Here is a 13115-nt window from a genome sequence, read left to right as displayed (position 1 = left end):
GTTCTGTAAGGACTAGTGGCGTAAGGAAAAACGTTGTAAGTGTGAAAAATAATGCTCCCTCGCTACGAGGGAGCATTTTTTATAAGCCGTCGTAGCTATTTGGGGCCTAAGATTTTCCCCAACTTATCCGGCGACGGCGCCCCTTGCTGTTGCTGCAGCTGCCCCTTGTCATCCAGATAGAAAATCGCCGGGGTGGCCGACAACTCCAATTCATCCATCAACTTCATGTTGGCATCGAGCTTGGCCTGGATCTCGGCCGGGATCTTGGCCAACGCCTTGAGCTTGCTGGCTTTACCCGCAGACTCATGCTCTTGCAGGGCCTGGGCTGTGTCTTTGCTGGCCAGTAGCGCCGCGGACTTGCCGGGGCTGTCCTCGCGGATGATTCCGACCATGATGTGCCGCAACTGCACCTTGCCGGCCTTGACCCAGGGCCGTGCCTGTTCCCAGAACATGTTGCAGTACGGGCAGTTGGGATCGCTGAACAGGTAGACGGTGCGCGGTGCGTTTTTATCGCCGTCCTGGATCCAGCTGCTCTGTTCCATCTTGGCCCAGATTTCCTTGGCCATTGGCGCGTAGACCAGTTTTTCCAGGGGCGCGGTGCTCAGGTCGTTGCCCTTGGCGTCGTACAGGTTGCCGGCGAGCACGTGTTGGCCATCGGCGGTCAGGTACAGCGCCATGCCGCGGTTCTGGTACTGCGCGGCATACCCCTTGAGGCCGCCTGGTGCGTCGAAGCTGCCGATGATCTTGGCGCCTTTGGCTTCGATCTGTTTGATCGGTGCGGGCCATTCTTCAGCGTGTACGAGGCTGGCGGCGAGGGTCAGGGGCAACAGGGTCAGCAGGTGGCGGAGGCGGGGCATAGGGGTTTCCTTGTTGGGGCCGGCTGGGCGGCGGTCGAGTCCGTGGGGGCGAAAGATTCCATGGCACGGGCCAGGCTGGCCTGGGACAACTCACCCAGGTGGCTGTTGATAAGACGCCCGTCGGGTTGATAGAACAGGGTAGTGGGCAGGGCCATGGAACCCACCGCCTGGCCGAGACGACCACTGGCATCGAACAGTACGTTGTCCAGGTTCAGGCCCTGGGTGGCCAGGTAGGTGCTGACGCTCTGCATGCTTTCGGCCTGGTTGACGAACAGGAAGGTCACGTCAGGCCGTTGCTTCTGAGCGTTTTCCAGGACTGGCATTTCTCGCCGGCAGGGCGGGCACCAGGTGGCCCACAGGTTGATGACCAGCGGGCCGCCCTGATAGTCGGCCAGTTGCACGGTTTCGCCATCGGCATTGCGCAGGGCGATGTCGGGCAGGCGGGTGCCTTTTTCGTAGATGTTCAGGGAGAAACTGGCCAGCGCCCAGAACGCCAGGCCGGTGATGACCCCGGCGCTCAACGGCTTGCGCAGGGCCGGGCGCCGCCAGCCCCAGAGCAGGGCGCCGAGCAACAGGGCGATGACGCCGGGCCAGGCGAGAAAGCCGCCGTCGCGCAGGTCGACGATTTGCAGGGGATCGTCGCGGTAATAGGCCCAATACATCAGGACAAAGCTGACCCGCGCACTGAGCATGCCCAGCAGGAACAGGCTGAACAGCACCGATTCGGGGTTCTCGCCGCCACGCTTGGCCACGCGCCAGCCCACCAGCGTGGCGAGGATCAGCGCACTGATCAGCAGCAGGTGGTTGAGGGCGATGGCGAAGGTGCCGATGGTCAAGGTCAGCATCAGCGTGCGTCCCGGGTCTGGGTCCAGCGTTGCAGGAAGGCTGCGGCATCCACTTCGCCGGTGATGCGCTGGGCGCGGCGCTCTTCACCCTCGGGGCCGATCCACACAAAACTGGGTGGCCCGGGGACTTTATAGCGGCCCAGCAGTTCGCGGCTGGCGGCGTTGTCGGCAGTCACGTCCAGGCGCAGCAGGCGCACGTCCTTGAGTGCAGCCATCACTTCGGGTTTGCCGAACACCTGTTTTTCCATGATCTTGCACGACACGCACCAGTCGGCGTAATAGTCCAGCAGCACCCATTGGCCCTGGGCCTTGGCGCTGTCTAGCTGGGCTTGCAGGGCCGCCGGGTCGTTGATCGTGGTGAAAGCGTCATGGGCCGTCGGCGCGCTGGCGGCCGGCGAACCGCCGAAGACCTTCAGCGGCTGCCACAGGTCATCGCTGCCTCCAGCGGCACCTACGACCAGGATCGCGCCCCACAGCCCCAGGACCAGGGAGCCTGCGCCCAGTACCTTGGCCGCCAACCCATATTCGCGGGCCAGGCTCCAGCCGCAGTAGGCCATGACCAGCGCCAGCACGCCCCACAGACCCAGCCACAGGCTTTCGTCGATCACCGGGCGAATCATCAAGACGGCGGTGGCAAGGAACAGGAAGCCGAAGATGCCCTTGAGCACATTCATCCACGTACCCGGCTTGGGCAGGAAGCGGTTGCCCACGGTCACCAGCAGCAGCAATGGCACGCCGATACCGATGCCCATGGCAAACAGGATGAGGCCACCGTGCAGGGCGTTGCCGCTTTGTGCGATGTACAGCAGGGCGCCGGCCAGGGGCGCGGTCATGCACGGGCCCACCAGCAGGCCGGACAAGGCGCCGAGTACGCCGGCCCCGACCAGGCTGCCGCCGCTTTGCTTGCGGGTGACGTTGTCCAGGCGGTCACGCAGGAAGGCCGGCAATTGCAGTTCGAAGAAACCGAACATCGGCAGGGCCAGGATCACGAACAATGCGGCGAAGCTGCCCAGAATCCAGGGGGTTTGCAGCAGGGCGGCGAGGTTGCTGCCGGCCAGCGCGGCCATTACGCCGAGTGCGGCATAGACCAAGGCCATGCACACCACATAACTGCTGGCCAAGGCAAAACCACGGCGTGGGCTGGCGCCGCTGCCCACCACCAGGCCGGCGAGGATTGGCAGCATCGGCAGCGAGCAAGGGGCAAATGCCAGCAACAGGCCCAAGCCGAAGAACACCAGCAGGCTCCAACCCAGGCTGCGTTGTTGCAGGCCACTGGCCAGGCTCTGATCCTGGGCCTCGGCGGTGGCCGCCACGGCGGGGTTGCCGCCCAGGTCCACGGTGATCGATTGTGGCGGGTAGCACAGGCCGGCATCGGCACAGCCCTGCCAGCCCAGCTTGACCTGGCCGGTGGCGTCGGCCGGGAGTTTCACTTCCAGGCCCTGGCGATACACTTGCTGTTCGCCAAAGAACTCATCGCTGTGGGCTTCGCCTTGCGGCAGCACCGGCTGTTGGGCCAGGCCGTCGAACTTCATGCGTTGCTGGTAAAGGTAATAACCGTCGGCAATCTGCCAATACAGCTGGGTTTCACCGGAAGCCAGGCGCTCGGAAGTAAAGGTGAAGGCCTTGCCCACCGGGAGGAATTCAGGTTGGGTCTCGAATGGATTGTTGCCAGGCGCGGCCTGGGCCAATCCAGTGAACAACACCAGCAGGAAGATAAACAGATGCCGCATGGTCAAGCCTTAGTTCGATGCAAGTGGGGCACACAATGTGTGGCGCTGATTAACCGATGATTAACCGGGCTATTCTAGAGTGTAGGGATTATCTGAGCGTGCATCTTTTAGCGGCATAATGCGCGCTTAATCCGCCATCCTTTAAATCAGCACTTTTGCAAAGGGCTCACCATGCACGTACTGGTCTGTGAAGACGATGAACTGATCGCCAGTGGCATCGTTGCCGGTCTTGGTGCCCAGGGCTTTACCGTCGAGCGCGTGGGCACGGCAGCGGCCGCCCGGGCGATGCTCAAGGCAGCGCAGTTCGACATCATGGTGCTGGACCTCGGCCTGCCCGATGAGGACGGCCTCAAACTGTTGCAGCAACAACGCAGTGCAGGCCTGGAAATTCCGGTGCTGATCCTCACCGCACGGGATTCGGTGACCAACCGTGTCGACGGCCTGCAAGCCGGCGCCGACGATTATCTGCTCAAGCCTTTCGACCTGCGCGAATTGGCCGCCCGCCTGCAGACCCTGCTGCGCCGGGTGGCTGGGCGTAGCGTCGACCTGATCGAACATGGCCGCCTGAGTTACAGCCCCAGCAGCCGGGAAACGCTGCTGGGCGGCAAGCCGGTGGACCTTTCCCGTCGCGAACAGGCGTTGCTGCAGGCACTGCTGCACAACCGTGGCCGCGTGCTGTCCAGCGAGCAACTCAAAGACAGCGTCTATGGCTTCAACGATGAGCTGGAAAGCAACGCCTTGAACGTGCATATCCACCACCTGCGCCGTAAGTTGGGCAACGGCATTGTCGAGACCGTGCGCGGCCTGGGCTATCGCCTGGGCCCGGCGGATGCTGGAGATGACGCCTCGTGATGAGCCTGCGCCTGCGCCTGACATTCAAGCTGGGCGCCGCTTTTGTGTTGATCTGGGTGCTGGCGGCGGCCTGGATGCTCAACGACTTGCGTAACCAGATGATGTTTTCCCTGGACCAGCGGCTGGTGGCCTCGGCGCGCATGGTGGCCGGGCTGATGGAGCAGATGCCGGGCCTGGCCAGCGTCGGCGAGGGCAAGCGCTTTGGTGCTGAGCAATTGAATGTGCCCGGTGGCATGGCGTGCCAGGTCAGTTCGTTGCGTGGCGAAGTCCTGGCCCGTAGCCACACCACCCCGGACCAGGGGTTGGAGTCCCGGCAGAGCGGTTTTCGTGACCAGATCATCGACGGTGCCGCCTGGCGCACCTTTACCCTGGCCCGCGGCGATCTGTTTATCACCACCGCCGACCGCCAGGTAGAGCGCGAGGCGCTGAATATGTCGATCCTGTTGGCGGCCTCGGTACCGGTGGGCGTGGCCCTGTTGGGCTGCCTGTGCCTGTTGTGGCTGGGGATCGGCCAGAGCCTGGTGCCGCTCAACCGCATGCGCGATGCCTTGATGCGGCGCAGCGCCGACTCCCTTGAGCCGTTGCAGATTCATCCGTTGCCCAGCGAGCTCAAGCCGTTGCTCGACACCCAGAACCAACTGCTGCAACGCATCGCCAAGACCATCGAGCGTGAGCGCCGGCTGACCGGCGATGCTGCCCATGAGTTGCGCAGCCCCCTCACGGCGATCAAGACCCATCTACAAGTGGCGCGCATGACCGAAGGCGCCGCCCGCGACCAGTCCCTGGCCCACGCCGAGGAGGGCGCCGACCGCCTGCATCGCACCCTTGAGCAATTGCTGCTGCTGGCGCGGGTCGAGGGCAGCCTGTCGTTTGATGACGGCTTGCAGTCCAGCGCCGAGCAAGTGGCACGCCTGGCGATCCAGGACGCCAATGCCGGGGATAATCGGCGTATCGACCTGATCCTGCCCGACAACCTGCCCCAGGACCCGGTGGAAATGCCCGTGGGCCTGGCGGTTGCCGCGTTGCGCAATTTGTTGGATAACGCCCTGCGCCATACCCCGGCCGATACACGGGTGGAGCTGAGCGTGTTCACCCAGGGCAATCAAGTCGTGTTCCGCGTGCGCGACCATGGCGCGCCGATCTCCAGCGAAGACCTGCAACACCTGACCCAGCGTTTCTGGCGCAATGGCAACAGCGGCGGTTGTGGCCTGGGCCTGGCCATCGTTCAGGCGATTGTCCAGCGCTGTTCCTGTTCCCTGGCCTTCGACAGCCAGCCCGACGGCCTGCGCGTCGAACTCGGTATGCCATTGCGGCGCTGATCCTTCCTTGCATACACGTAACTACCGCCATCCTCAGGCCCGACGCTTCAGGATGGCGGTAATTTTTGTGTTTGTAGGTTTGCCGGCTGAATGACTCAGCCTGTATTGAAAAGGACAGCGCCTATGTTGGTCATCGATTCCACTTATCCCGCCCAGGATTTTAATCAGCGCAATGGCGAAGCCGTGCGCCAGTTGGTTGTGCATTACACCGCCGCGCCCTTTGCCTGCTCCCTGCGTACCCTGACCCAGCAGGGTGTCAGTGCCCATTACCTGTTGCCCGATCCCCACGAGGCCAGCTATCGCAACGCCGGCTACGACGAGCTGCGGGTGTTCCAACTGGTGGGTGAGCACCAGCGCGCCTGGCATGCGGGAGCCAGTCATTGGGCGGGCCGCGATAACGTCAACAGTCGCTCCATCGGCATCGAGATCGTTAACCTGGCCCGCGATGATGAGGGGGTATTTACCTTCCCTGCCTATGATCCAGAGCAAGTCGAGGTACTGATCGCGCTGATCCACGACATTTGCGCGCGTCATCCGCAGATAGGCGCCACCGATATCGTCGGCCATGCGGATGTGGCGTTCTGGCGCAAAAGTGACCCCGGGCCACAGTTGCCCTGGCAGGGTTTGTTCAAGGCGGGCATTGGCGCCTGGTTTGATGAAGGCGCCAAGGGTGCCTATGAGCGGCGCTTTCGCATGGGGTTGCCGCAGGAAGTGGAGATCGAACGGGCCTTCCAGCGCTACGGCTACGCCCCGGCGAAAAACCGCCTGGCGTTCCAGCAGCGGGTGCGCGCCTTCCAGATGCACTTTCGGCCCGCCGACTATCGCGGACAACTGGATATCGAGACCTGCGCGATTCTTTATGCGCTGAATGAAAAGTACACCAGTGCCGGTGAGTGACCGGTCATTTGCCGGTTTTTCGCAGGCATTGGTGTAAATCCCCACGCCGCTGATGCGTTTCCAGAACAGGAAATCCGTGCGCACGCCCTTTGGGGGCCAGACGTCAACGGGTTGGCAGTTTGGTCACCATCATCAGCGTATTGAGGGATCTAGAGATGTCAGTCGCTACCAGTCGCATTGAGGATTCGCTGGCATCGGCCAGCCCGACTCCAGCAGAAACGCTTTACCAGTTCGATGAATCACCGCTGCTGGCCCGCCAGCGGCAGCAGGAGTCCAATGCGCGCAGCTACCCCCGGCGCATTCCCCTGGCGCTCAAGCGGGCCAAGGGTATTTATGTCGAGGACGTTGAAGGCCGCAGCTTTATCGACTGCCTGGCCGGGGCCGGTACATTGGCGCTGGGGCATAACCACCCGGTGGTGATCGAGGCGATCCAACAGGTGCTGCTGGACGAGTTGCCCCTGCATACCCTGGACTTGACCACGCCGGTCAAGGATCAGTTTGTGCAAGACCTGTTCGGCCTGCTACCCGCTGAACTGGCGCGTGAGGCAAAGATCCAGTTTTGCGGCCCCACCGGCACCGATGCGGTGGAAGCCGCGCTGAAACTGGTGCGTACCGCCACGGGGCGCAGCACGGTGTTGTCGTTCCAGGGCGGTTATCACGGTATGAGCCAGGGCGCGTTGAGCCTGATGGGCAGCCTGGGGCCGAAAAAACCGTTGGGTGCCTTGCTGTCCAACGGTGTGCAGTTTTTGCCATTCCCCTATGACTACCGCTGCCCGTTCGGCCTGGGCGGGGCAGAAGGGGTCAAGGTCAACCTGCATTACCTGGAAAACCTGCTCACCGATCCGGAGGCGGGCGTATTGCTGCCGGCGGCAGTGATCGTCGAAGTGGTGCAGGGCGAGGGCGGTGTGATTCCGGCCGACCTCGACTGGCTGCGCGGCCTGCGGCGGATTACCGAGCAGGCCGGTGTGGCGCTGATTGTCGATGAGATCCAGAGCGGTTTTGGGCGCACCGGCAAGATGTTTGCCTTTGAGCATGCGGGCATTGTCCCGGATGTGGTGGTGCTGTCCAAAGCCATTGGTGGCAGTCTGCCGCTGGCGGTGGTGGTGTATCGCGAGTGGCTCGACACCTGGCTGCCGGGCGCCCATGCCGGCACCTTCCGTGGTAATCAGATGGCCATGGCGGCGGGTTCGGCAGTGATGCGCTACCTCAAGGAACACAACGTCGCTGATCATGCGGCGGCCATGGGGGAGCGCCTGGCTGAGCACCTGCGCATCCTGCAGCGCGACTTCCCGCAACTGGGGGACATTCGCGGGCGTGGCCTGATGCTCGGGGTGGAACTGGTCAACCCGAGCGGCACGCCCGACGTCCAGGGCCACCCGCCGGTCCATCGGCAATTGGCGCCGCTGGTACAGCGTGAATGCCTCAAGCGTGGTTTGATCCTGGAGCTGGGCGGGCGCCATGGCAGCGTGGTGCGTTTCCTTCCCCCTCTGGTCATCACCGCCGCACAAATCGACCGGGTGGCAGAGATCTTTGGGCGGGCACTGGCGGCAGCCGTGGCGAGTCTCTAATTTTCCGCTGCTGTCGTACGTTCCTACATACATCAGCCACGCGCAGTGCGTGGCAGCCTTTGAGTGACGGAGAACCGCAATGACCTCAGTATTTGACCGCGAAGACATCCTGTTCCAGGTGGTGGTCAACCATGAAGAACAGTATTCCATCTGGCCCGACTACAAAGCCGTGCCAGAAGGCTGGCGTACCGTGGGTAAAAGCGGGATGAAAAAAGAGTGCCTGGCCTACATCGAAGAGGTGTGGACTGATATGCGGCCGTTGAGCCTGCGCCAGAAGATGGATGCCCAGGCAATCGCTGGCTGAACGCAAAAAAATGTGGGGGCGGGCTTGCCCGCGATGGCCATGAGTATCTACACAACTCTCTGATACTTCTGGGCTCTGGGTTTTGCGCTGATGTAGGGGGCATATCCATTGCTGCGGTAACGGCGGCCATGGGTTCCGCCCTTACGGCGGCTCACTTTTGAACAGCGCAAAAGTAAGCAAAACGCTCTTGCCCCACCACTCGGCACCTCGCCTAGGCTCGGTGTGCCCGTAATCCGACATTGATTTGGGGGGCCGCCGCGATGGGCCATCCATGGCCCAGCGCGGCTAAACCGGCGTCCTGCCGGTTTACCCCCCAAATCAATATCGGATGACGGCCAGCGTGGTTCAACGGGGCGCTAAGATCAAAATCACAAGCAGAGCGAGGCGGCCTGACAGCCGACCTGATCGTCGAATCGTGCGCGTGCCCCTTGTGGGAGCGGGCTTGCTCGCGAATGCGGTGGGTCAGTGATGGATATATTGACTGATACACCGCATTCGCGAGTAAGTCGCACCGCCGCTCCCACAGGGGAATGCAGCTTCGCGCTCTGGCGTTGCTGTTGCTCTGTTTTTGATCTGGCTTTTGATCTTAGGCGCCCCGTCAAACCACGATGGCCGCAGGCAGGTATTGCGTAGTGGGCACCCCGGCAGGATGCCGGGGTAGCCGCGACACGGCCATGGATGGCCGATCGCGGCGGGCCCACGGAGCAATGCCTGACTGCGGGCATGCCGAGCCTAGGCGAGGCACCGAGTGGTGGGGCAAGAGCGTTTTGCTTACTTTTGCGCTGTTCAAAAGTGAGCCGCCGTAAGGGCGGAACCCATACCCGCCGCGACCGCGGCAACGGATATGTACACATACTCAGAAGAGCGAGTTGTGTAGATACTCATGCCGCGATGGCCATGGGTATCTACACAACTTTCAGAAACTGACGAACTCCCCGTGGCGAGCGGGCTTGTCGGGACGCCGCATCGCCCGCGCTGGGCTGCGAAGCAGCCCCAAAAAGCCCCCCGCGTTTCTTCAGATAAACCGCGATGGCCGGGTTTAGGGCTGCTTTGCAGCCCAGCGCGGGCGATGCGGCGTCCCGACAAGCCCGCTCGCCACAACTGCGCTATCTGCCTGGATTTAGGCGTTGCGGCGTAGTTGTGTAGATACCTATGCCGCGATGGCAAAGTGTCAGTCGATACATTAGTTGACTGATACACCGCCATCGCGGGCAAGCCCGCACACATAGGTATTGCAGTGCTTTCAGGGCGCCAACGCCTTGATCACCTGATCCACATTCCCTTCCAGTTCCGCCACCGGGTCTGCGCCGTCAGTGCTCAGCACCAGCAGCTTCGATCCCCCCGCGCTGATGGCCGTTTTCACTGCCTCAGTCGGTTGACGATGGTGCAGTACCAGTGCCACGTCGTTGTCCTTCAGGCTGGTCGTCAATGTTTGCAACGCCTCGGCGGACCATTCGGTATCCGGTCGCGGATCGGTGCTGACCAACTCCAGGTTCAACCCACTCACCAGATAAGCAAAATGATCGCTCAGGCTGACCACGCTCAGGTTGTCGGCCTGGGCCAGGCGTGCCTCGCTGTCGGCAGTGAGCTTGAGCAGGCGTTGCTTGAGGCTGGCCAGGTTGCTGTCGATTTGTGCCTTGGCGCCAGGCGCCAGGCGGCTCAGGTCAGCGGCCATGACATCGGCCATGCGCCCCAGGTTGTTGCTCGATTGCCACGGTTGGCTGTTGAGGCCATCCACCGTCCCCGGTTGCAGGGCCACGCCCGGCAAACCACCGTCTACCGGGCGTGCGGCGTCCACTTCGACGATGCGGATATTGCTGCGCCGGGCCACTGGGTACAGCGGGTCATCCGGCCACAGCGAACGCAGGCCGATCGTGGCGTCGGCGTCCAGCGCCAGGGTGTGCAGGGCCGGCGCACCGCGGCCGGTAAAGTAGGAGGTCTGGCGCGAACCCGGCAGGTTGGCCGGGGCTGCGCGTTCAAGCTTGACCTGGGTGCCCTTGAGCAGGGTTTCGGCCAGGCCGTAGGTTACGGGCAAGGCCGCCAGGACCTTGACCGGTTTGGCCGATTGGGCGGCGGCCGGCAGTGGTTTGGCAGGGGCGGCTGCCAGCAGCGCAGGGCTGATCAGGCAAGCGATGGCCAGGGCCAGGGGGCGTAGAACAGGGCGCATTATCCAAGATTCCCTTTCAGGCTGGGGACCGTGCCGCGCGCAATGGCGGCCAGGGCGAAGGCGATGCCGGCGACAAGGATGATCGCGGCACCGGACGGGATGGGCAGGTCGAAGATGATCGGCAGCAGAATCCCGCACAGGGTGCTGACCGTGGCAATCACCACCGAGATCCAGAAGAACCCCTTGAGCGACTGGCTCAACAGGCGCGCCGCAGCGGCCGGAATCACCAGCAGGGCTCCCACCAGGATCGCGCCGATGACCTTGACTGCCGCCACGGTGATCAGGGTCACGAGGATCACGAACAGGTAGTCCAGGGTCTTCACGGCCACACCACGCACGGCGGCGAGCTGTGGGTTGAAGCTGGCGAGCATGATGCGGTTGTACAGCGGCAGCGCCAGGGCCATCACCAGTGACCCGACAATCGCCAGCACCAGCAGGTCATTGCCGTTGACGGTCAGGACCGAACCAAACAGCACGTTTTCCAGGATGTGTACGTTGATCTTGCCCGCCAGGATCAGCAACAGGCTTGCGCCCAGCGCCAGGGACACCGAGAGGAACACGCCGATCAGCGTATCGGGGGCCAGGCCGGTGCGGTTGCGCAGGTAGTTGAGCAGGATGCCGAACAACAGGCAGTAACCGAACAGGCTGCCGTAAGGCCCGGTGTAGGGTTCCCCCAGCAGAATGCCCACGGCCACGCCGGTGAGTGCGGCGTGGCCGACAGCTTCGGAGAAGAACGCAAAGCGCTTGACCACCACCAGCGTGCCCAGGCCACCCAGCACCGGGCCGATCAGCAGGCCGGCGAGCAGGGCGTTGACCACAAACCCATAGGCCAGGGCTTCGGGCAGGTAGCCGGACGAGGCCCAGCCCTGGACCATCAAGCGAAAGGCTTCGTAGCTCATTGGGCTGCGCTCCGTGGGTGAGTGGAAAACAGCGTCAGCAGGCGCTCCGGGGTCAGTGCCTCTTTGGGCGTGGCGTCGAACAGCAAGCGGCGGTTCAGGCCGGTGACACGGTCCGCCAGGCGACCGACGGCCTCCAGGTCGTGTTCGATCCACAGCACGGTGATCCCGGCCTGGCGCCAGTCGCCCAGCAGGCGTTCGAACACCTGGATCCCGGCTTCGTCGAGGGCCGACATCGGTTCATCGAGCACCAGCAGTTGCGGCGCCGGGATCAAGCCCTGGGCCAGCAACACACGCTGGCGCTCACCGCCGGACAGCGCGCCCATGCGACGCTTGCGCTTGTCTTGCATGCCCACGCGCTCCAGCGCCTCGCCAATTGCGCCGGCGTAATGCCGGGACAGGCCGAGAAAGGCCGGGCGCCGCTGGCACATCGCGGCCATGAAGTCATCGACGGTCATCGGCAGGCCCCGGTCGAATTCCAAGGCCTGGGGCACGTAGCCGATGGTGCCGGGAGTTCCCGGCCAATGCAGGCTCAGTTGGCCCTGGTGCGGGGTCTGCCCCAGCAGCGTCTTGATCAGCGAGCTCTTGCCGCCGCCGTTGGGGCCGACCAGGGCGTGGATACTGCCCGGTTGCACCTGGAAGCTGACGTTATCGAGGATCGCGGTACGGCCCAGGGTCAGCGAGACGTTATCGAATTCAATCGTTGGGCCGATGCTGGCCACACTCAGGTGTTCAGCCGCCGTCATGCCCCCGACTCCTGAATGGCGCGGACCACGGTATTGAGGTTGCCGGTCATTTCCACTTCATACTTCTCGGCGCTGTATTCACCGTAGGAAATATGCGACAGCGGGTACAGCTTGACCCCCGACTCGCGCTGGATGGTATCGACGTAGGAGGACGGGAAATCCATCTCCGAGAAGATCACCTTCACGTCCAGTTCGCGCAGTTGGTCGATGGTTTTCTTCAGTTGGCTCGGGCTTGGCTCGATGCCATGGGCCGGTTCCACTACGGCGGTCACTTCCAGGCCGAACTCGCGCAACAGGTAGTCGTAAGCGGCATGCACCGTGGCCACGCGCAGGTCGGCGTTGGGCGCGCTGGTGAGTTTGGCCAGGGCATCGGCGCGCATCTGGCGCAGGCGCTTGCCATAGGCGCGGGCATTCTGGGTGTAGGCCTTGGCGTTGTCCGGGTCGAGCTTGCCCAGTTCCCGGGCGATGTTGTTGACCTGGGCAATGGAGGCGCTGATGGACAGGAAAGTGTGCGGGTTGACCACCTTGCCGGCGCCACGGGCTGCGTTGCCGGTGGCCGCCAGCAACGGCACATTGGCGTTGGCTTCTATCACCGGGATGTCCGGGCGCTCGCTGGTGGCGATCATGCGGTCGGCAAAGTCATCATGGCCAACGCCATTGAGCACGATCACGTCCAGGGTGCCAATGCGCTTGATATCTTCGGCGCGCGGCTCGTAGGCATGGGGGTTGAAGCCGGCCGGAATCAGCGGCACCACTTCGGCCTTGTCGCCGACGATGTTCGCCACGTAGCTGTAGTAAGGGTGCAGGGTGATACCGATACGCAGGCGCTTGGCCGCCTCGGCATTGGCCAGTGGGGTCAGCAAGACGCTGAACAGGCCCACCAGCAGCAGGCGGAGCAAGGGAGATGACATAGACATGGGTAATCGATCTTCTC

General features: G+C 63.1%; 12 protein-coding genes. 5 read left to right on the top strand and 7 right to left on the bottom strand.

All coding sequences use genetic code 11. From position 1 onward, the window contains the following. Nucleotides 1–95: 95 nt before the first annotated feature. From dsbG to dsbD, 3 genes are read right to left on the bottom strand one after another with little or no spacing between them, the layout of a single operon-like run. Nucleotides 96–857, bottom strand: a complete 762-nt coding sequence (dsbG, locus tag HKK57_RS00175; protein ID WP_159907027.1) for a thiol:disulfide interchange protein DsbG — start codon at nucleotides 855–857, stop codon at nucleotides 96–98. After that, nucleotides 833–1702, bottom strand: coding sequence for a TlpA disulfide reductase family protein (locus HKK57_RS00170; protein WP_029298147.1), 870 nt, complete (start codon nucleotides 1700–1702; stop codon nucleotides 833–835). The genes dsbG and HKK57_RS00170 overlap by 25 nt, the downstream gene beginning before the upstream one ends. Then, a complete protein-coding gene (gene dsbD, locus HKK57_RS00165) occupies nucleotides 1702–3432 on the bottom strand; it encodes a protein-disulfide reductase DsbD (RefSeq protein ID WP_029298149.1) in 1731 nt (576 codons plus the stop codon). Before dsbD ends, HKK57_RS00170 begins: the two co-directional genes overlap by 1 nt. Nucleotides 3433–3603: 171 nt before the next feature. Here dsbD and HKK57_RS00160 point away from each other — a divergent pair, with 171 nt between their 5' ends. The 5 genes from HKK57_RS00160 to HKK57_RS00140 all read left to right on the top strand — a co-directional run bounded on the left by HKK57_RS00160 (nucleotide 3604) and on the right by HKK57_RS00140 (nucleotide 8372). Beyond that, entirely contained in the window at nucleotides 3604–4284 is a 681-nt protein-coding gene (locus HKK57_RS00160; RefSeq protein ID WP_029298151.1) for a response regulator, read from the top strand. After that, the gene (locus HKK57_RS00155) at nucleotides 4284–5603 is read left to right on the top strand and encodes an ATP-binding protein (protein WP_029298152.1); all 1320 of its coding nucleotides are present in this window, start codon (nucleotides 4284–4286) and stop codon (nucleotides 5601–5603) included. The genes HKK57_RS00160 and HKK57_RS00155 overlap by 1 nt, the downstream gene beginning before the upstream one ends. Nucleotides 5604–5726: 123 nt before the next feature. Continuing rightward, nucleotides 5727–6500 (top strand): N-acetylmuramoyl-L-alanine amidase, encoded by a 774-nt coding sequence (locus tag HKK57_RS00150; protein WP_029298154.1) that lies wholly within the window; start codon nucleotides 5727–5729, stop codon nucleotides 6498–6500. A gap of 155 nt (nucleotides 6501–6655) precedes the next feature. Continuing rightward, a complete protein-coding gene (locus HKK57_RS00145) occupies nucleotides 6656–8068 on the top strand; it encodes an aspartate aminotransferase family protein (protein WP_029298156.1) in 1413 nt (470 codons plus the stop codon). A gap of 79 nt (nucleotides 8069–8147) precedes the next feature. Next, nucleotides 8148–8372: an MbtH family protein gene (locus HKK57_RS00140; protein ID WP_029298158.1), complete on the top strand. Its 225-nt coding sequence runs from the start codon at nucleotides 8148–8150 to the stop codon at nucleotides 8370–8372. Between the two features lie 1243 nt (nucleotides 8373–9615). Here HKK57_RS00140 and HKK57_RS00135 read toward each other — a convergent pair. From HKK57_RS00135 to HKK57_RS00120, 4 genes are read right to left on the bottom strand one after another with little or no spacing between them, the layout of a single operon-like run. Continuing rightward, a complete protein-coding gene (locus HKK57_RS00135) occupies nucleotides 9616–10539 on the bottom strand; it encodes a metal ABC transporter solute-binding protein, Zn/Mn family (RefSeq protein WP_169389594.1) in 924 nt (307 codons plus the stop codon). Beyond that, a complete protein-coding gene (locus tag HKK57_RS00130) occupies nucleotides 10539–11438 on the bottom strand; it encodes a metal ABC transporter permease (protein WP_029300631.1) in 900 nt (299 codons plus the stop codon). Before HKK57_RS00130 ends, HKK57_RS00135 begins: the two co-directional genes overlap by 1 nt. Next, entirely contained in the window at nucleotides 11435–12181 is a 747-nt protein-coding gene (locus HKK57_RS00125) for a metal ABC transporter ATP-binding protein (RefSeq protein WP_169389593.1), read from the bottom strand. Before HKK57_RS00125 ends, HKK57_RS00130 begins: the two co-directional genes overlap by 4 nt. Continuing rightward, a complete protein-coding gene (locus HKK57_RS00120) occupies nucleotides 12178–13098 on the bottom strand; it encodes a metal ABC transporter substrate-binding protein (protein ID WP_092235330.1) in 921 nt (306 codons plus the stop codon). Before HKK57_RS00120 ends, HKK57_RS00125 begins: the two co-directional genes overlap by 4 nt. Nucleotides 13099–13115: the final 17 nt, after the last annotated feature.

It is taken from the genome of Pseudomonas sp. ADAK21, from assembly GCF_012935735.1.
GTDB classification, from domain to species: domain Bacteria; phylum Pseudomonadota; class Gammaproteobacteria; order Pseudomonadales; family Pseudomonadaceae; genus Aquipseudomonas; species Aquipseudomonas proteolytica.
Note: the sequence above shows the minus strand (reverse complement) of the source record. Positions and strands in the feature narration are given on the sequence as shown.